Genomic DNA, 17612 nt, shown 5'->3' with positions numbered 1-17612 from the left:
AGAAGAGCATTGCCATGAACCCCACCACGACCTCGGCCCCTGTGAACACCTCTACCCAAGCCATGCCTACAGCTGTGCGACGCGTGGTCAGTCTGCTCCAACGCCTGCAACACGGCACGCTGCATGTGCAATGGCCTGATGGACGCGTTGAGCAGTTTGGCTCGACCAACAGTGAAGGGCTCAATGCCACCTTGCATTTACACAGCTATGCGCCGCTGACACAGGCCATGAAGTCGGGTGACATCGGCTTTGCAGAAAGTTTCATCGCCGGTGAATGGACCACCAACAACTTGGCCGAGTTGCTTCAACTGCTGGTGGCGAATCGCCGCGACATGGAAGAGCTGATTTACGGCAACTGGTTGGGCCGTTTGTTCTACCGTGTGCGCCACTTGTTGCATCGCAACACACGTAGCAACAGCAAGAAAAACATCCACGCGCATTACGACTTGGGCAACGCGTTTTACGAGCTGTGGCTAGACCCCACAATGAACTATTCATCGGCTTGGTTTGACAACGACCGCTCAAAGCCGATGGCCCAAGCGCAAACCGCCAAAGTACGCCGTGCCCTGCGTATGGTCGACGCCAAAGCGGGCGACCGCATTCTGGAAATCGGTTGCGGCTGGGGAGCTTTGGTCGAGTTGGGCGGTCAAGAGTTTGGCGCACACATGAGCGGCGTGACACTGAGCCACGAGCAACTGGCCTTCGCCAACCAACGCATGCAAACCCAAGGTTTGGCCGCCACCAGCAATCTGCGCCTGCAAGACTACCGCGACATTGACGACGCCCCTTACGACGCGATTTGCTCCATCGAAATGCTAGAGGCCGTGGGCCAGGAATATTGGCCCACGTATTTCGAGAGCGTGTCACGCTTGCTCAAATCGGGCGGCAAGGCTTGTGTGCAAACCATCGTCATCGATGACAGCTTGTTTGACCGCTATGTGAAGAGCACCGACTTCATTCAGCAATACATCTTCCCCGGCGGTTGCTTGCCCTGCCCACGCGAGTTCCGCGCGCACGCAGAACGTGCTGGCTTGAAGGTGATCGACGAGCTGGCCTTTGGGTTGGACTACGCCGAAACCCTGCGCCGCTGGCGTCACCAGTTCATGGCGGACAAAGCGCAGGTGTTGCAGCTGGGCTTTGACGAACGCTTCATCCGCATTTGGGAGTTCTACCTCGCTTATTGCGAGGCGGCATTCGAGCAACACAACACGGACGTGGTTCAATACACTTTGGTCAAACCTTAATCTGTTGCACGCCACCTATGTCGCTCTTCTTCAAACCCATGAACACACCCATCACCGACTGGCAGGGTCGAAGTGTGTGGTTGATTGGCGCATCCAGCGGCATTGGTTTGGCAACCGCCAAAGCCCTGCATGCCGCAGGCGCTCGGGTGGTGGTATCAGCTCGCAATGCCGAGTTGCTGCAACAATTTGTCGATGCACACCCTGGTGCGCAAGCTGTGGTGCTCGATGTAGCAGACGCCGCGGCCATCACCGCTGCAGCCCGTTACGTGCAAGCACAACAAGGCTTAGATGTGGTGATGTACTGCGCAGGCTACTACCTACCGCAACGCGCCACCTCGTATTCGCTGCCAGAAATGTTGCGCCACCTCGACATCAACTACACAGGCGCCTTACGTGTGCTGGACGCCGTGTTGCCTGAATTGCTGCCCAACCAAAAGGGGCACCTCAGCTTCATTTCCAGCGTGGCAGGGTTTCGCGGCTTGCCGCAAAGCTTGGCGTATGGCCCAACCAAAGCAGCCCTCATCAATTTGGCCGAGGCCTTGTATTACGACTTGTCCCCACATGGCATTGGCGTGAGTGTGATCAACCCTGGCTTTGTAGAGACGCCTCTGGTGGCTGGCAACGACTTCCCCATGCCTGCACTCATCACGCCGGCGAAAGCGGCACAAGAAATTTTGAAGGGATGGCGCCAGGGTGCGTTTCATATTCACTTTCCAAAACGCTTCACACGCATGCTAATGTTGCTTCGCTTACTACCCTACCGCTGGTACTTTGCCTTGGTGCGTCGCAGCACGGGTATGTAAGATCAGCAATGCCTTTGCTCGAATCAATGGTTGACACGCCTGAGACTGCATTGCAGCGGCTGGTACATTTTTTTGAGCACATGCAGCCCAGCGATCTGGCACACCTTGCCAACATCTACACCGCGGATGCGCAGTTCAAAGATCCGTTCAACGAAGTACAAGGCATCCCAGCCATCGAGCGCATCTTTGCCCACATGTTTGAAGCATTGCATGCACCACGCTTTGTGATCACCACACAAGTGCTCCAAAGCTCACAATGCTTTGTGACTTGGGATTTTTTGTTTGGCATGCCACGGATGGACAACGGCGCAACTCAAACCATTCGAGGGGCCACCCACTTTGTGTTCCGTGAAGACGCAGGCGTGTGGCGCGTTGCTATGCACCGTGACTACTGGGATGCTGCAGAAGAGTTGTATGAAAAACTCCCCGTTTTAGGCAGCTTGATGCGCTGGCTGAAGCAGCGCGCCAACAGCTAAACGCACAACACGCATCACAAGGCCTAGCCCACTACGCCAAAGGAAAGCCCTTCAACGAAGGGCTTTCCTCGTTCAGACGACTTGGGCTTATGTTGGCAAGGTGTCTTTGAAGCTTTGGCGTTGTGACAACCGCTCGTACAAAGCGGCCAAGTTGGGATGCTGACCACGCCAATCGATGTTTGGGAAACGGAAATCTAAGTACCCCACCGCCACGCCCGCAGCAATATCCGCCAAACTCAAATGAATACCGACACAGTTGCTACGCTCAGCCAAAGCAAGGTCCATGGCAATCAAGCTGTCGTCGATTTTTTTCAATTGACGATCAATCCACATCTGGCTGCGTTCGCCTTCTTTGCGTCCTGACCATGTGGCCTCGAGCCGCGCAAGAATAGCGGCATCGAGCAGGCCATCAGACAAGGCCTCCCATGTTTTGACTTCGGCACGCTCTCGCCCAGCGCTAGGAATGAGCTTACCGACTGGAGACAAAGTGTCCACATATTCAACGATGACACGCGAGTCAAATAAAGCCTCACCGCCTTCCATCACCAAGCAAGGCACTTTGCCCAAAGGATTGGAAGCAGAAATATTGGTATCAGCCGCCCACACGTCCTCGGACACAAACTGATAGTCCAGTTTTTTCTCGGCCATGACGATGCGCACTTTGCGCACATAAGGGCTGGTGAGTGAGCCAATCAGTTTCATAAAGTTTTCGTTGATTTAATGAAGTTCTAGTTTATCTATCTTGCGTATACATGCCACTGGAGCGCAGCACCTAAAATTGCAGAATGAGCACAACAAACCACACTTCCCAAGCCATTTCCCAAGTCACCGCCCTGTCGCCCCTAGACGGCCGGTATGCAGGCAAAGTCGCCGCCCTGCGCCCCTTGATGAGCGAGCAAGGTTATATGCATCGCCGCGTGCAGGTGGAAATTGCGTGGTTCATTGCATTGAGCGATGCTGGGTTTGCCGAATTCAAACCTTTGAGCGCTGAGTCACGCGCTTATCTGATCAGCTTGGTGACCAACTTCAGCACCGAGGATGCCTTGGCCATCAAGGATGAAGAGAAAGTCACGAACCACGATGTGAAGGCCGTGGAGTACTGGATCAAGAAGAAATTCAAAGGCCATGCAGAGCTAGAAGCTTCTGCGGAGTTTGTGCACTTTGCTTGCACGAGCGAAGACATCAACAACACCAGCCACGCCTTGCAACTCCAAGCAGGCCGCGATGAGGTGATCTTGCCCGGCATTGATGGCTTGATCGCCAAGCTGCGCGAGATGGCCCACGCTTTTGCCGACGTGCCCATGCTCAGCCGCACCCACGGCCAAACTGCCAGCCCCACCACCGTGGGCAAAGAAGTGGCCAACGTGGTGATGCGTTTGAAACAAGTGCGCGAACGCATTGCCGGCGTGCACATCATGGCCAAGATGAACGGCGCGGTAGGCAACTACAACGCCCACCTCAGCGCTTGGCCAGATTTCGACTGGGAAGCCTTCAGCCGCAAAGTGGTAGAAACACCCGCACCTCTGGGCCTGGGCCTGACCTTCCAGCCCTACAGCATCCAAATCGAACACCACGACTACATGGCTGAGTTGTTTGACGCTGTGGCACGCGCCAACACCATCTTGATTGACTGGTCGCGCGATGTATGGGGCTATGTGTCGTTGGGCTACTTCAAACAGCGTTTGAAAGCTGGCGAAATTGGCTCGTCCACCATGCCGCACAAAGTCAACCCAATTGACTTTGAAAACGCCGAAGGCAATTTGGGTTTGGCAAACGCCGTGCTCAAACACCTCAGTGAAAAGCTACCCATCAGCCGCTGGCAGCGTGACCTGACTGACTCCACGGTGCTGCGCAACATGGGCGTGGCCTTGGGCTATACCGCGTTGGCGTATCAGTCGATGATGGTGGGCTTGAACAAGCTCGAACTCAACGAAGAAGCCTTGGCCGCCGATCTTGACGCAGCTTGGGAAGTGCTGGCCGAACCGATTCAAACCGTCATGCGCCGCTACGGCGTGCAAGGTGCTTACGAGCAGCTCAAAGAAGTCACGCGTGGCAAAACGGTGACGGCTGAAGCGCTGCATGGTTTGATTGCTTCACTGCAAATACCGCAAGCGGACATTGACCGCTTGCTGGCCATGACGCCTGGCAGCTACGTGGGCAAAGCCGCCGAACTCGCGCGCCGCGTTTAATCAGATGGCGATCAAATCCACCATCTTCAAAGCGAACGTCCAAATCGCGGACATTGACCACAGCTACTACGCCGACCACGCGCTGACCTTGGCGCGCCACCCCAGCGAGACGGACGAACGCATGATGGTGCGTTTAGTCGCACTGTCATTGCAAGCACATCAGCTGCAAGACGTTTGTAACGGCGATGGCGTGTTGGCCTTTGGCGCAGGCCTATCTGACCCTGACGAACCCGATGTGATGTTGACCGATTTCACCGGCCGCAAACGCTTGTGGATTGAAGTGGGTCAGCCTGAAGAAAAGCCACTGCTTAAAGCCTGCAGCAAGGCCGACCAAGTCATGTTGTATGTGTTCTCCAGCTCTGGCGATGTCTGGTGGAAGAACATGCAAAACAAACTTATCAAGCCCACGTCGCTGCAGGTCTGGCGCATTCCTAGCAGCGCGTCGCAAGACTTGGCCAAGCTGGCTGAGCGCAGCATGCAACTGCAAGCCACGGTTCAAGAGGGTGTGGTGATGATGAGCAACGGAAAAACGACCGTTGACATTGAGTGCGAACGCTGGAAATAAGCGCCGCCACTTCAACTGAAAAAGCGCACTCAAGGTGCGCTTTTTTTATGCGCCGGCCTTAGCTTCGCCTTCAGTTGTAGGCTCGCCCACATCGATGGATGAACTCACCAGCGCACGCTCGGCGTATTTGTTAAAACGCCAAGACGTGCCAATCATGGTGATACGTCGCCAAGTGCTGCGCTTTTCGCCTGGCGACATTTCTGGCCAGTACTGCACCTCTTCAAAGGTGCGACCGCAGCCTTTGCACTCTTCGTCGCCTTGGCTGGTGGAACAAATGGCAATACAGGGCGCATCAGGTGTGGTGTTGTACCAACCCAGCCATGCTTCATAGGCCTTTTTAGGAAAGCCTTTTTCTGCCGCTTCTTCATGATGGTAATAAATCATCAAGGCATAGACTTCGGCTAACGCACGAATTTCGGGCGCGAGTGTGACGCCATCGGGTGAGGGCTTTTGTTCGCGCCAATAGTTGATGGCCGCTTCAATGTCGGTGATGTGAATGCCAGCCATCGCGTTAGAGTTTGTTACCTAAAAAGCAGGGTGAAAGTCGGGGGATGGATGATAACGGGAATGCTATGCTGATACCGCAATGAAACTACTTTTAACTTGGGTACTCCACGCCACCGCTTTGATAGCTTTGGCGCACCTTTACAGCGGCGTTGAGGTCACCAGCTTTGGTGCGGCTATGACGGCCGCCTTGGTGATCGGAATTTTTAACCTAATCGTGCGCCCTGCTTTGGTCGTATTGACCTTGCCTGTGACGTTTTTGACACTGGGCCTGTTTTTGTTTGTCATCAACGCCTTCATGTTTTGGGCCGCAGCAGGTTTGCTTGAAGGCTTTTGGGTGCGCGGATTTGGCTCGGCGCTGTTGGGCTCGCTGATTTACTCAGCATTTGGCGTGTTAATTGATGCCGCGCTCGAGCGACTGTTCCCGCCGCAACCGCTCTAATTCACGCAAACGGGCATCAATGATCGATGCCTCCATGTGACCACTGCGGTCTAACTTGCCAGCGCTGTCCATTTGATGCGCCAATGTTTGTGCTGCCTTGAATCGATCTAGTGCAGCACCATAGTCCAGCTCCATCGCCCGTGCTTCCGCTTGTGAACGCAACGCACGCAGCGCATCACCTTGCAGTTCATATGCTGAAGATTGAATCAGCCATGCCGTGGCATCACGCGGATGCTGGTTTAACCACAAAGACAAATCACTTGCAGCCGCTTTGCCTTGCGCAATTTTGCGCGTCGCGATACGGCTTTGCGCCAACTGAATGCGGGTCGCGCGGTCGTTGGTTGCCAATACTGTGGATTTGGTTTCTAGCATCGCCACAGACTGTGCTGCATCTCCCGCGGCCAAAGCCAATTCGGCTGCAAACAAACGAATCACCCTCTGAGCACTCAAATCTAAGTTGCCCATAGACTGCAAACGCGTCAAATATTGACGGGCTTCGGGGTAGTTGCGTTGCTTCATCTCTGCCATGGCTGCGCCATACAGGATGCCAGCTTGCTTTGCCTTGGTCGCGGCTGCTAACGTTGTTGGATTGACTTGACCGACAATGCTTCGCAACACATCGATACCTGGATTCACCAACACCTGTGCACGAGCACCCATCATGGCATGCGTGGCGGTGGTTGGTACTGCACCCTTCGCAGGCAACAACTGCTGACGTGCTTGCGCATCGGCAATCCGCTCCGTCGTCATCGGGTGGCTACGCAGATAAGGGAACGAACCGTTGTCATTCAAGCGGGCTGCCTGCTGCAGCTTTTCAAACATCGTGACAAAGCCTTGGGCTTCATAACCGGCCTCTGTCATCACGCCATAGCCCACACGGTCGGCTTCGCGCTCCATGTCTCTTGAAAAATTCAATTGGCTCTGTATCGCTGCAGCTTGGCCACCCACCATGACTGCATTGGCCGCACTCATGCTGCTTGCGCTGGGTGTTCGGCTGGCAGCCAACATGCCCAAGATCATGGCGCCCATCACCATCGGACCTTGACGCCCTTGCTGCGCGATCATGCGCGCAATATGCCGCTGTGTGACATGACTCAATTCATGAGCGAGCACCGACGCCAGCTCATCTGCACTGTTGACGGCTGAAATCAAACCCAAGTGCACGCCCAAATAACCACCGGGTAGCGCAAACGCGTTAATGCTGCGGTCGCGAATCAACGCAACTTCCCATGCAAATTGCTGCTCTAGCTCTGGCGTGAGTTCGCCACGTTGACGCGCAGACGCCATGAGCGTTTGCCAAATACCTTGCAAATAATCACCTAAGACCGGGTCATCTAAATAATCCGGATCACGATAAATTTCACGCGCGATGCTTTCACCCAATCGCCGCTCAACACCCAACGGCACTTCCGCGCCATCTCCCAAATTTGGCAACCTATTGCCACTCAATTGCGCTTGCACGGGCGCAACAGGCAACAACAAACTCACGCAGATTCCTAAGACGCCCAAACGACGTAAGGATTGCGGCGGTAACGAAGATGGCATGGTATTCATGGGCCGTATGATGCTGCTTTGATGTTAACCCGTTGTAAATTTCAGCATGTCTTCACTCACACATTTTGATGCACAAGGCCAAGCCCACATGGTGGACGTAGCAGACAAAGCCCATACCAAACGCGTGGGCGTGGCCACTGGCCGCATCGTCATGCAGCCAGTCACATTGGCGTTGATTCAAAGTGGCACAGCTAAAAAAGGCGATGTACTGGGCATTGCGCGTATTGCGGGTATTCAAGCCGCTAAAAAAACAAGTGACTTGATTCCTTTGTGTCACCCGCTCGCCCTCACGCGCGTTGCCGTTGAATTTGCGATAGATGAATCAACGCACAGCGTGCAATGCACCGCGACGGTGGAAACCGTGGGACAAACAGGTGTGGAAATGGAAGCGCTGACAGCGGTTCAAGTAGCACTACTCACCATCTACGACATGTGCAAAGCCGTGGATCGTGGTATGACGATGACCGATGTGCGCTTGCTTGAAAAACACGGCGGCAAATCGGGTAGTTACGTGGCGGCCTGATTTCGACTCGCTCAGTTAGCAGCCGATTCTTCAGCCTGCTGCATCTGCCAAAGCTTCAAATACTTGTAGTAACTGGTCTCGGCGTTAGAAATAGACAACGCTAAACCATGTGCGCCGTCCATAAAACCGCGGCGTACGACATAGGTGCGAAAAAATGCCCACGCACCATGGCCCAACGCACCCGCCACAGATGAACGCTTACCGCGCGCATAAGCTTGCTTAGCTGATGCCGTGGAATAGGCATCGACTTTTGACAGCACCTGCGAAAAATTCAAATAGCTGTAGTGCAGCAAATGGTTTTGCAAGGCAACCACAAACTGCTCAGTCACCACGCGTTCATGAACCAAATCATCCGAGAACTTGGCCGTGCCACGTTTGAACAAGCGCAACACGTAATCAGGCTGCCAGCCTGCATGGTGAATGAACTTGCCGCAATATGACGACAAACGAGGTAATTTGTAGGCAGCAGTCGTGCGGCCTGTTTGCAGCACATGTTTCATTTCAGCTGCCAACTCAGGTGTCACACGCTCGTCGGCATCGATTGAAAACACCCAGTCGCAGGTAGCCATATCTAGCGCGCGATTCTTTTGCGGACCAAAGCCAGGCCAATCTGCAGGCTGAGCCACTTTTGCGCCATGCTGCTGGGCAATGGCCACTGTGGCATCCGTACTTTGGCTATCAACCACGATGATTTCATCCACCAGCCCGTGCATGGACTGCAAACAATCATCCAAGTTGTGGGCTTCGTTACGCGTGATGACAATAGCCGAGAGAGTAGAGCGAGTTTGGGTCATGGTTAAAGAAGAGTTTAGCGTGGCGTGTTTTGCTTCACATCTTCCAATCGGTCCGCCAGCATTTGCGCTTGTTCTCGCTCACCCAGCCATTGACTCGCATCGATGACGCGCTGCACCACGCGTGCTTCGGGGGAGTAGTGCATCAACCGCATGGCTTGCGGGTATAACTCCGCTGCGTTATCAGCGGTGACCGTTTGTGTCGTCAACTCCGCAAAATCCGCTTGATTTTTAAACAACCATGACTGCTTTGCATGGTGCAAGGGGTTGTCTTTGTACGCCGCATCCCGCGACGCCGCTTGTCGGTAGATTTGGCCTACGCGGTTGAAATCCCACATGGCATACAAGCATCCAATAAAAACAATGGCCGCGATCAACATTGGTAACTCTTGAGCTACTTCTTTACTTTGTGCCTTTGGTTCGCCCCATAACAAGCCCATCGCAAAACCCAAAGTCATTTGGAATGGCCCGTACCAAAGCGGATATTCCAGCAAGCTATGCAACCCCAACACCACCAACAGGCACCACGCCATGACACGCCAGGCATTTGACTCCTTCCAAGGTTGACGTCGCAGCACCCATGCCGCGATGCAAGTCATCACAATCAAAGCGAATGGGACCCCAAACTCCAAAGCCACATGCAATGGAAAGTCGTGTGCGTTGTCCAGCATGTCGCAAAAACGCATGCTGCTATAACGGGTCATGAAATGTGCGTAGTCTGTTTCACCCCAACCCCATCCCAGCCATGGGTGCTGCGCGATCAGTGACAACACATTCGTCCACAGCACGCGGCGTCCTCCACACGCGGCATAGTCCTGTGCTTGGCCAGTGACGCGCAAAATCATGCTTGCGCCCCATTCACCTGTCGTCTGCAAGGACAGCCACGGCATCACAATTGACCAAATTGCTACTAGGATTGGTCCGATTAGCGCCAAACTAATCAGGCCGGTGCGTTGATCTTTGTCTAAAGTTTTCCACGCCCAGACACTGACCAATCCACTCACTAGCATCCACTGCATCGCGCCAGTGCGTGACACAGAACAAGCAACGCCTGCTGCCATGATGTTGATCAGCACGCAAGACACTCCCCATCCCACCCGTGACATATGCGCTGCTTTGACTTGTGCCAACACCATTCCCAAAAGTGCAGCGAAGCCAAGACTTGTTAGCGATGCGAACTGATTGCGCTGCCGCAAGTTAGCAAAAGCATCACCCTTTAAAGGTTGGTTCACCCATGGTGACAACTCGCGCGCAAGACCCAAGTACTGCAACACGCCCAAAACACTGCTGATCACGGCCGCTGCAAGCAAAGCCACGACCAAGCAACGCAGAACATCGTCGTTTGCAGCGGCTCGCCTTCCGACCGACACCATCAACCCAATACTTAGCAATGAAGCCAGCAAACCAAATGTCAATGCACGGTCAACCACTTGTGGCACCCATAGCAATGATACGCATAGACAGGCGCCTAGCAGCGCAGCAAACAAGCGATCACGCATGGCCCATGCCGCTTCTACCAGCGACAACTCCACCACAGCAAGTAATGCACAAGCTGCCATCATCCAACTTAGCAACAATGGGACCACCGCTGTCGATGGGCTGCTAGCAAATGGATTGAGCCATGGCAATGCGACGCACAAAGCCAAAATGATGTTGCGCGCAAGAGTGCTGTTTTGCGTTGAAGAATTCATTCGCTGATTTTCCGACAGTTCCAGCCCTCAAAACATAAAGGCGCTCATAGGCGCCTTTATCTCATGGTGCTGAGCGCTTATTTACATTCGCTCGGGACATACTTCTTGTCCAACGCATCCGTAGGCACCGACACGCCCACAAACGCAGCTGCGTCCTTGGCCATGCACTTCCATTGCACCGCACCTTCAATGGTCACGCTGGTCGCTGTGGGCGCTGGTAGCGCTGAATCTGTTGTGCCGCTTTTGGTGAAGGGCACCAACAGCAAGCTACCGCCACCCGCTGCCGCTGTGGTCGTGATGGTGATCACGCCTGTACTCGCGGCAATGTCAATGCTGGTGATGTTCTTAGTAGCACCACCCCATGTGTAACCCGTTTTGTAGCCACTCGTTGCCGTGGCGATGTTGCCGCTGTTAACTACATCCAGCACATTGGTTTTGGCGGCAGACGCCAACCCAAGTCCCTCGCTCACACGCGCACGAACCATGTAATCTTGGTAAGCGGGCAAAGCCACCGAGGCCAGCACGCCAGTGATGGCCACCACGATCATGAGTTCGATCAAGGTGAAGCCGCGTTGCAGAGTGTGTTTCATAGCGAGTCCTTTGAAAGTTGGGCAGGAATTCTAGGCAGCGCTTGTCTTCGGGTTGACGATGCGCAAGTTCAAAAAAAAGCGAGCGGTAAACACCGCTCGCTTTAATCTTGGTAAGTCCCGAAGGAAGTTACTTCAACTGAGCCTTGAGCAATTTGCCCAATTCAGATGGGTTACGAGTGATGGTAAAACCACACTCTTCCATGATGGCGAGCTTGGCATCAGCCGTGTCAGCACCACCAGAGATCAAGGCACCTGCATGGCCCATGCGCTTGCCGGGAGGGGCAGTCACACCAGCGATGAAGCCAACGATTGGCTTCTTCATGTTGGCCTTGCACCACTGTGCCGCTTCAGCTTCGTCTGGACCACCGATTTCACCGATCATGATGACGGCGTCTGTGTCTGGATCGTCGTTGAAAGCCTTCATCACGTCGATGTGCTTCAAACCGTTGATGGGGTCACCACCGATACCGACGGCGCTGGATTGGCCCAAGCCCACTTCGGTCAACATCGCCACGGCTTCGTAGGTCAATGTGCCTGAACGAGACACAACGCCGATACGACCTTTACGGTGGATGTGACCGGGCATGATGCCGATCTTGATTTCGTCAGGCGTGATCAAACCAGGGCAGTTAGGGCCGAGCAACAAGGTTTTCTTGCCGCCAGCTGCTTCCTTGGCTTTCATCTTGTTACGGACTTCGAGCATGTCGCGGACTGGAATGCCTTCAGTGATACAGATGGCCAAGTCGAGGTCAGCTTCAACGGCTTCCCAAATGGCAGCAGCAGCGCCAGCTGGTGGCACGTAGATCACAGACACGGTTGCGCCAGTTTCTTTGGCAGCGTCTTTGACGGTCGAGAAAATTGGCACGCCGAAGATGGACTCGCCAGCCTTCTTGGGGTTCACACCAGCCACGAAACAGTTTTTACCGTTTGCGTATTCGATGCACTTCTCAGTGTGGAACTGACCGGTTTTGCCGGTGATACCTTGGGTGATGACCTTGGTGTTTTTATTGATGTAGATGGACATGTTGTTTCCCTTACTTCACGGCAGCAACAATAGATGTTGCAGCTTCGGCCATGGTGTCGGCAGAGATGATTGGCAGACCAGATTCGGCCAAGATTTTCTTGCCCAACTCGTCGTTGGTGCCCTTCATGCGCACAACCAGTGGCACTGACAAGTTCACGGCTTTACAAGCTGTGACCACGCCGTTGGCGATGGTGTCGCACTTCATGATGCCGCCGAAGATGTTGACCAAAATGCCTTTGACATGTGGGTTCTTCAACATGATCTTGAAAGCTTCAGTGACCTTCTCGGCTGTAGCGCCGCCGCCCACGTCCAAGAAGTTGGCTGGCTCACCGCCGAACAACTTGATGGTGTCCATGGTGGCCATGGCCAAGCCAGCACCGTTGACCAAGCAACCGATGTTGCCGTCCAAGGAGATGTAGGCCAAGTCAAACTTAGAAGCTTCCACTTCAGCAGGATCTTCTTCGTCCAAATCGCGGTAAGCCACGATTTCCGGGTGACGGAACAAAGCGTTGGCATCGAAGTTGAACTTCGCGTCCAAAGCCATCACGTTGCCTTTGCTGTCGCGGTTCAGTGGGTTGATTTCCACCAAAGATGCGTCAGTTTCCATGTAGCACTGGTACAGCTTCTTGAAGATGTCCACGGCTTGAGCGGTGGAGTCAGCAGGCATGCCAATGGCGTCTGCAATCTTCTTAGCTTGTGCATCGCCCAAACCTGTCAACGGGTCGATGAACTCGGTGATGATTTTTTCTGGGGTGCTGTGGGCAACTTCTTCAATGTCCATGCCGCCTTCGCTGGAAGCGATGAAAGCAATCTTTTGAGTTGCACGGTCAGTCACGACTGACACGTAATATTCTTTGTTGATGTCAGCGCCGTCTTCGATGTAGAGGCGTCGGACTTTTTGGCCTTCTGGGCCAGTTTGGTGGGTCTTGAGCTGCATGCCCAAGATTTCGCCGGCGATGCGTTTGACATCATCAATGGTCTTAGCCACTTTGACGCCGCCGCCTTTGCCGCGGCCACCCGCGTGGATTTGAGCTTTCACAACCCAAACTGGGCCGCCCAACTTTTGCGCGGCTTCCACCGCTTCTTGTACCGTGAACGCAGGGATACCGCGTGGCACTGGCACACCAAATTGACGCAAGATTTCCTTGCCTTGGTACTCGTGAATCTTCATGAGATCTCTCTTAGTAATCGGTGGATTTGTAACGTTTTCTGCAGTGAACGACACCGAAGAGCCGCACCGCACAAAGCCTTAAGACTGTATCATGCTGCATCGCGTCAAACTTTTAACTGGCTTACAACAGCTTAGCGACGCCCAATTTTTTTTGTACTTTTTGGCGACATCCATGTCTAAAGTCTTCATCGACGGCGAAGCCGGCACCACAGGTCTACAAATTCGCGAGCGCTTGGCCCTCATGCCAGCGGTTCAGGTGGTCAGCATTGACCCCGCCAAACGCAAAGACCCCGAAGCCAAACGCGAGCTCATGGCTGGCGTCGACATGGTCATCCTCTGTCTGCACGACGACCACGCCCGTGAATCAGTCGCCATGATCGACAGCCTGAGCGGCAAGAAACCCAAAATCATCGACGCCTCCACCGCGCACCGCGTGGCACCTGGCTGGGTCTATGGTTTCCCCGAGTTGGCCACTGGCCAGCGCGATGCCGTGGTCAACGCCGACCGTGTGGCCAACCCCGGTTGCTACGCCACCGGCGCGATTGCTTTGCTGCGCCCCTTGATTGACGCTGGCTTGGTGCCTGCCGATTTCCCCGTGGCCCTACCTTCGGTCAGCGGTTACTCGGGTGGCGGGCGCACCATGATTGAAGACTACGAAGCGGGTAAAGCGCCGCTGTTTGAGGCCTATGCACTTGGCCTTGAGCACAAACACATTCCAGAAATCATGGCCTACACCGGCCTCACACGTCGGCCTTTGTTTGTGCCATCGGTAGGTAACTTCCGCCAAGGCATGTTGGTGCAACTGCCCATTCATTTAGACATGTTGCCGGGCAAGCCCAAGGCAGCGGACTTGCATGACGCACTGGTCAAGCACTACGGTCAACACCCAGACGGCTGGGTGAGCGTGCATCCCGCCACCGACAACGGCAAGCTGGACGCCACCGCGCTGAACGACACCAACAAATTAGAAATTCGCGTCTTCGCGAACGAAACCCATCGTCATGCTGTTTTGATGGCGCGTTTGGATAACTTGGGCAAGGGCGCTAGTGGCGCTGCGGTGCAGAACTTGCAACTGATGTTGGGTGTTTAAGCCCAAACAACGCCTAGATGAGCATCCGTTAGATCAGTTGTCGCTTTTCATTACCAGCGCCACCACTCTTGATTGCTGAGTGGATTTGTTTTATGCGGAACTGTTTTCGGTGGCGACCCTGCCACTATTCCGCAATTGGACCAATACACAGTGGGTTTAATTAGCTTTGTAATTGGTGACTTATCTTTCAACCGTTTCCAAAAGTCATGATCGTATGTAAGTACGAAATCTAAGCCCAACTCCTCTGCCTCTGCGAGGATTCGGCAGTCTCTTCCTCTAGGATGAAATTCAGCTAACTCATCCGCTCGTTTCTGTACTGCATATTGATCCTTAACTGGATGATCGAGCATCAGGGTTCTACTAAAACTCTCATGAAACTCTCTACGTACCGAATCTCGAATTGCGCGAACTTCTTCGAGAACTGTTGCAGTCAGCGTAAATGCAAAGTGATTCGACCTATAAAACCATGTCCGCAATAGTGCCTTCTTTTCATCAGCCAAGATGTCTGTTGGTTCATCTACGCCTGAAATTGCATCCAGCAAATACGAAAGACATTGCGAATCAAGTCCTATCTGCAACCCACGAGAACGCCCCATTTAAATTAGCTTTCATTTGAAATTATTGGATGGGAAAATTCAATTCCCTTTTCGTTTTATTCCAGATCATCAGCGCCAGCCACTACGCGCTTGACGACTTCCGGTGCAAAGCCACGGCTCACTAAAAACCGCACTTGCTTGACCCGCCCCGCTTGATCGACTGGCGGCTCGCCAAATTTCTTTCGCCAAACTTCACGGGCTCGCTCTAGCTCGGTGCTGCGCATCTCTTGCACGGCTTCAGCGATGGCCTCCACAGGCAACCCCTTGGCTTGCAATTCTTGACGCACCCGGGATGCACCGAGCTTGCGAGAACGACTGTTAACGACTGACTCCACCACGCGCTGCTCGTTGATGAAGTCTTTGGCCTGCAAAAAATCCAAGGCCTCGGCCAGCTCGCCCGGCGTTTCTTCAAACGGTTTGAGCTTGCGCTCTAGCTCAAAGCGCGAGTGCTCGCGTTGCGAGAGCAAACGCAAGGCTCGGCCTTTGAGCGAGATTTGAAACCCCTTGGCCCTTTTCGCCTTGGGTTTCAAATCTTCGTTTGAATCGACGTCGTGTGTCACGAAGCTGGCTGTTGGTTAAGGCTTAGGCCACCACGCCATCGGCGTCAGGGACCTTTGGCTCTTTCGCGGCTTTGGCTGCCTTGGGTGCTTTTTCTTCTTTGGCAGCAGGTGCTTCCACGCCACCGGCCAACAGAGGAATGCCCAAAGATTCGCGCACTTTGTTTTCGATCTCGAAAGCCAAGGCTTCGTTTTCGCGCAAAAACTCACGGGCGTTGTCGCGGCCTTGGCCAATCTTTTCGCCTTGGTAGGCGTACCAAGCGCCGGACTTTTCGATGACTTTGGCGTTCACACCCATGTCAATGATTTCGCCTTGGCGGCTGATGCCTTCGCCAAACAAGATGTCGAACTCGGCCGTCTTGAACGGAGGCGCGACTTTGTTTTTCACCACTTTGACTTTGGTCTCGTTACCCACCGCTTCGTCACCACGCTTGATGGTGCCGGTGCGGCGAATGTCCAAACGCACAGAGGCGTAGAACTTGAGCGCATTACCACCCGTAGTGGTTTCGGGTGAACCAAACATCACACCAATCTTCATGCGGATTTGGTTAATGAAGATGACCGTGCAATTGGTCTTCTTGATGGAAGCCGTCAATTTGCGCAGCGCTTGGCTCATCAAGCGGGCTTGCAGGCCTGGCAATGAATCACCCATGTCGCCTTCGAGTTCGGCCTTGGGGGTCAACGCAGCGACCGAGTCAACAACCACGAGGTCAACCGCACCTGAACGCACCAAACTGTCGACCACTTCGAGGGCTTGTTCGCCGGTGTCGGGCTGGCTGATGAGCAAGTCTTGCAAGTTCACGCCGAGCTTTTGGGCGTATTGCGAATCCAGTGCGTGCTCGGCATCCACAAACGCGCAAGTGCCGCCTTGCTTTTGCATCTCAGCGATGACTTGCAAGGTGAGGGTGGTTTTGCCCGATGACTCTGGGCCGTAGATTTCGATCACGCGGCCACGGGGCAAACCGCCCACGCCTAAAGCGATGTCCAAACCCAATGAACCGGTGGACACGACTTGGATGTCGTCAATGATTTCGCCTTCGCCCAAGCGCATGATGGTGCCCTTGCCGAATTGTTTTTCGATTTGCGCCAAGGCGGCTTGGAGGGCTTTGGCTTTTTCGCTGTCAGCGACGATGGGTTTGTTGTTCATGAGATATCTCCGTTAAATCAAGGGCTTACCGAGAATGTCCAGTTACTGTGTTTAACAACAACTGGATGCTTGACCAGTACTTTACCGCAAAGTCAAAACTTGTAAACACTTTTTTTAGTCAGTTTGCCTTACCATATAGAAATGGCTTCTGCACCCACCTTTTCTACCCAGCAAGACTGGCGACAAATCCACCTCGGCCGTTTGCTAGGCCACGCCATGCGACGCTTTGATGCGCGTGTACTGCACCTGATGGCGCACAACGAAGATGTGCCTTTGGCACTCTCCAACCTTGCCGCCCGCACCCAAGTGAGCGCAGCGCACATTCACATCACACGCCACCTGAGCCTGGAAGGCTCGCGCCTGATCGACCTCGCCGCAAGTGCCGGCATGACCAAACAGGCCATGGGCGACCTCGTTACCCAGTGCGAAGCATGGGGCTTGGTGCAACGTACGCCCGACCCACAAGACGCGCGCGCGCGTCGCATTGTGTTCACCGAAACAGGCCTCGCATGGCTACGCGCTTTCGAACAAGCGGTGGCGCAAACCGAAGCGGAATTCAAACTAGAAGTGGGTGCAGACGTGGCTACGGTGGTAAGTCTTGGGCTGGAAGCCTATGCAGGCGGCTACTCCAGCCTAGAATCTCCTCCCTGACACA

The 17612-nt window shown here is 54.1% G+C and carries 20 protein-coding genes; 9 read left to right on the top strand and 11 right to left on the bottom strand.

All coding sequences use genetic code 11. From position 1 onward, the window contains the following. Positions 1-14: 14 nt before the first annotated feature. The 3 genes from B9Z35_RS10720 to B9Z35_RS10710 are packed head-to-tail and all read left to right on the top strand — an operon-like array spanning position 15 to position 2523. Positions 15-1244 carry a cyclopropane-fatty-acyl-phospholipid synthase family protein gene (locus B9Z35_RS10720; RefSeq protein ID WP_108283693.1) on the top strand — a complete coding sequence of 410 codons (1230 nt, stop codon included), beginning with the start codon at positions 15-17 and terminating at the stop codon, positions 1242-1244. Between the two features lie 17 nt (positions 1245-1261). Continuing rightward, positions 1262-2047, top strand: coding sequence for an SDR family oxidoreductase (locus tag B9Z35_RS10715; protein ID WP_108283692.1), 786 nt, complete (start codon positions 1262-1264; stop codon positions 2045-2047). 26 nt (positions 2048-2073) lie between these two features. After that, a complete protein-coding gene (locus B9Z35_RS10710) occupies positions 2074-2523 on the top strand; it encodes a nuclear transport factor 2 family protein (RefSeq protein WP_108283826.1) in 450 nt (149 codons plus the stop codon). An 87-nt stretch (positions 2524-2610) separates the two neighbouring features. Here B9Z35_RS10710 and B9Z35_RS10705 read toward each other — a convergent pair whose 3' ends face one another. Beyond that, positions 2611-3225: a glutathione S-transferase family protein gene (locus B9Z35_RS10705; RefSeq protein ID WP_108283691.1), complete on the bottom strand. Its 615-nt coding sequence runs from the start codon at positions 3223-3225 to the stop codon at positions 2611-2613. Between the two features lie 83 nt (positions 3226-3308). Here B9Z35_RS10705 and purB point away from each other — a divergent pair, with 83 nt between their 5' ends. Next, on the top strand, positions 3309-4712 hold the full coding sequence (purB, locus tag B9Z35_RS10700; protein ID WP_108283690.1) for an adenylosuccinate lyase: 1404 nt from the start codon (positions 3309-3311) through the stop codon (positions 4710-4712). 4 nt (positions 4713-4716) lie between these two features. Next, positions 4717-5277, top strand: a complete 561-nt coding sequence (locus B9Z35_RS10695; RefSeq protein ID WP_108283689.1) for a YaeQ family protein — start codon at positions 4717-4719, stop codon at positions 5275-5277. A gap of 45 nt (positions 5278-5322) precedes the next feature. Here the strand turns inward: B9Z35_RS10695 and B9Z35_RS10690 are convergent, their stop codons facing one another. Further along, on the bottom strand, positions 5323-5784 hold the full coding sequence (locus tag B9Z35_RS10690; protein ID WP_108283688.1) for a DUF3717 domain-containing protein: 462 nt from the start codon (positions 5782-5784) through the stop codon (positions 5323-5325). Between the two features lie 79 nt (positions 5785-5863). Between B9Z35_RS10690 and B9Z35_RS10685 the strand changes: the two genes are divergently transcribed. Further along, a complete protein-coding gene (locus tag B9Z35_RS10685; RefSeq protein WP_108283687.1) occupies positions 5864-6223 on the top strand; it encodes a phage holin family protein in 360 nt (119 codons plus the stop codon). On the opposite strand, the gene B9Z35_RS10680 is transcribed toward B9Z35_RS10685, so the two are convergent. Then, positions 6176-7777, bottom strand: a complete 1602-nt coding sequence (locus B9Z35_RS10680; RefSeq protein WP_233246549.1) for a M48 family metalloprotease — start codon at positions 7775-7777, stop codon at positions 6176-6178. The two genes, B9Z35_RS10685 and B9Z35_RS10680, sit on opposite strands and share 48 nt — an antisense overlap. A gap of 46 nt (positions 7778-7823) precedes the next feature. Between B9Z35_RS10680 and moaC the strand changes: the two genes are divergently transcribed. Then, complete coding sequence (gene moaC, locus B9Z35_RS10675; RefSeq protein WP_108283686.1) at positions 7824-8300, top strand: cyclic pyranopterin monophosphate synthase MoaC; 477 nt, start codon at positions 7824-7826, stop codon at positions 8298-8300. A gap of 11 nt (positions 8301-8311) precedes the next feature. On the opposite strand, the gene B9Z35_RS10670 is transcribed toward moaC, so the two are convergent. The 5 genes from B9Z35_RS10670 to sucC all read right to left on the bottom strand — a co-directional run bounded on the left by B9Z35_RS10670 (position 8312) and on the right by sucC (position 13567). Further along, the gene (locus B9Z35_RS10670; RefSeq protein ID WP_108283685.1) at positions 8312-9094 is read right to left on the bottom strand and encodes a glycosyltransferase family 2 protein; all 783 of its coding nucleotides are present in this window, start codon (positions 9092-9094) and stop codon (positions 8312-8314) included. 14 nt (positions 9095-9108) lie between these two features. Beyond that, entirely contained in the window at positions 9109-10782 is a 1674-nt protein-coding gene (locus B9Z35_RS10665; protein ID WP_108283684.1) for a PglL family O-oligosaccharyltransferase, read from the bottom strand. Between the two features lie 77 nt (positions 10783-10859). Then, complete coding sequence (locus B9Z35_RS10660; RefSeq protein WP_108283683.1) at positions 10860-11372, bottom strand: pilin; 513 nt, start codon at positions 11370-11372, stop codon at positions 10860-10862. A gap of 127 nt (positions 11373-11499) precedes the next feature. Beyond that, positions 11500-12396: a succinate--CoA ligase subunit alpha gene (sucD, locus tag B9Z35_RS10655; RefSeq protein ID WP_108283682.1), complete on the bottom strand. Its 897-nt coding sequence runs from the start codon at positions 12394-12396 to the stop codon at positions 11500-11502. Between the two features lie 10 nt (positions 12397-12406). After that, positions 12407-13567, bottom strand: coding sequence for an ADP-forming succinate--CoA ligase subunit beta (sucC, locus tag B9Z35_RS10650; RefSeq protein WP_108283681.1), 1161 nt, complete (start codon positions 13565-13567; stop codon positions 12407-12409). A 172-nt stretch (positions 13568-13739) separates the two neighbouring features. Here sucC and argC point away from each other — a divergent pair, with 172 nt between their 5' ends. Next, positions 13740-14657 carry an N-acetyl-gamma-glutamyl-phosphate reductase gene (gene argC, locus B9Z35_RS10645; RefSeq protein WP_108283680.1) on the top strand — a complete coding sequence of 306 codons (918 nt, stop codon included), beginning with the start codon at positions 13740-13742 and terminating at the stop codon, positions 14655-14657. 50 nt (positions 14658-14707) lie between these two features. Here argC and B9Z35_RS10640 read toward each other — a convergent pair whose 3' ends face one another. Genes B9Z35_RS10640 through recA form a run of 3 tightly spaced genes read right to left on the bottom strand, consistent with a single transcriptional unit; the run spans position 14708 to position 16957 of the window. Then, positions 14708-15253 (bottom strand): hypothetical protein, encoded by a 546-nt coding sequence (locus B9Z35_RS10640; protein WP_108283679.1) that lies wholly within the window; start codon positions 15251-15253, stop codon positions 14708-14710. A 56-nt stretch (positions 15254-15309) separates the two neighbouring features. Further along, positions 15310-15813: a recombination regulator RecX gene (gene recX / locus B9Z35_RS10635; RefSeq protein WP_233246548.1), complete on the bottom strand. Its 504-nt coding sequence runs from the start codon at positions 15811-15813 to the stop codon at positions 15310-15312. Between the two features lie 22 nt (positions 15814-15835). Further along, positions 15836-16957 carry a recombinase RecA gene (gene recA, locus B9Z35_RS10630; RefSeq protein ID WP_108283678.1) on the bottom strand — a complete coding sequence of 374 codons (1122 nt, stop codon included), beginning with the start codon at positions 16955-16957 and terminating at the stop codon, positions 15836-15838. 141 nt (positions 16958-17098) lie between these two features. Here recA and B9Z35_RS10625 point away from each other — a divergent pair, with 141 nt between their 5' ends. After that, the gene (locus tag B9Z35_RS10625) at positions 17099-17608 is read left to right on the top strand and encodes a MarR family winged helix-turn-helix transcriptional regulator (RefSeq protein ID WP_108283677.1); all 510 of its coding nucleotides are present in this window, start codon (positions 17099-17101) and stop codon (positions 17606-17608) included. Positions 17609-17612 lie beyond the last annotated feature (4 nt).

Source organism: Limnohabitans sp. Jir61, assembly GCF_003063545.1.
Taxonomy (GTDB): Bacteria; Pseudomonadota; Gammaproteobacteria; order Burkholderiales; family Burkholderiaceae_C; genus Limnohabitans.
Note: the sequence above shows the minus strand (reverse complement) of the source record. Positions and strands in the feature narration are given on the sequence as shown.

What these genes read in the sequence shown, in the direction of transcription:
- B9Z35_RS10720 (WP_108283693.1), top strand. Translation starts at nt 15, where the DNA reads ATGAACCCCACCACGACCTCGGCCCCTGTGAACACCTCTACCCAAGCC.
- B9Z35_RS10715 (WP_108283692.1), top strand. Translation starts at nt 1,262, where the DNA reads ATGTCGCTCTTCTTCAAACCCATGAACACACCCATCACCGACTGGCAG.
- B9Z35_RS10710 (WP_108283826.1), top strand. Translation starts at nt 2,074, where the DNA reads ATGGTTGACACGCCTGAGACTGCATTGCAGCGGCTGGTACATTTTTTT.
- B9Z35_RS10705 (WP_108283691.1), bottom strand. Translation starts at nt 3,225, where the DNA reads ATGAAACTGATTGGCTCACTCACCAGCCCTTATGTGCGCAAAGTGCGC.
- purB (WP_108283690.1), top strand. Translation starts at nt 3,309, where the DNA reads ATGAGCACAACAAACCACACTTCCCAAGCCATTTCCCAAGTCACCGCC.
- B9Z35_RS10695 (WP_108283689.1), top strand. Translation starts at nt 4,717, where the DNA reads ATGGCGATCAAATCCACCATCTTCAAAGCGAACGTCCAAATCGCGGAC.
- B9Z35_RS10690 (WP_108283688.1), bottom strand. Translation starts at nt 5,784, where the DNA reads ATGGCTGGCATTCACATCACCGACATTGAAGCGGCCATCAACTATTGG.
- B9Z35_RS10685 (WP_108283687.1), top strand. Translation starts at nt 5,864, where the DNA reads ATGAAACTACTTTTAACTTGGGTACTCCACGCCACCGCTTTGATAGCT.
- B9Z35_RS10680 (WP_233246549.1), bottom strand. Translation starts at nt 7,777, where the DNA reads ATGAATACCATGCCATCTTCGTTACCGCCGCAATCCTTACGTCGTTTG.
- moaC (WP_108283686.1), top strand. Translation starts at nt 7,824, where the DNA reads ATGTCTTCACTCACACATTTTGATGCACAAGGCCAAGCCCACATGGTG.
- B9Z35_RS10670 (WP_108283685.1), bottom strand. Translation starts at nt 9,094, where the DNA reads ATGACCCAAACTCGCTCTACTCTCTCGGCTATTGTCATCACGCGTAAC.
- B9Z35_RS10665 (WP_108283684.1), bottom strand. Translation starts at nt 10,782, where the DNA reads ATGAATTCTTCAACGCAAAACAGCACTCTTGCGCGCAACATCATTTTG.
- B9Z35_RS10660 (WP_108283683.1), bottom strand. Translation starts at nt 11,372, where the DNA reads ATGAAACACACTCTGCAACGCGGCTTCACCTTGATCGAACTCATGATC.
- sucD (WP_108283682.1), bottom strand. Translation starts at nt 12,396, where the DNA reads ATGTCCATCTACATCAATAAAAACACCAAGGTCATCACCCAAGGTATC.
- sucC (WP_108283681.1), bottom strand. Translation starts at nt 13,567, where the DNA reads ATGAAGATTCACGAGTACCAAGGCAAGGAAATCTTGCGTCAATTTGGT.
- argC (WP_108283680.1), top strand. Translation starts at nt 13,740, where the DNA reads ATGTCTAAAGTCTTCATCGACGGCGAAGCCGGCACCACAGGTCTACAA.
- B9Z35_RS10640 (WP_108283679.1), bottom strand. Translation starts at nt 15,253, where the DNA reads ATGGGGCGTTCTCGTGGGTTGCAGATAGGACTTGATTCGCAATGTCTT.
- recA (WP_108283678.1), bottom strand. Translation starts at nt 16,957, where the DNA reads ATGAACAACAAACCCATCGTCGCTGACAGCGAAAAAGCCAAAGCCCTC.
- B9Z35_RS10625 (WP_108283677.1), top strand. Translation starts at nt 17,099, where the DNA reads ATGGCTTCTGCACCCACCTTTTCTACCCAGCAAGACTGGCGACAAATC.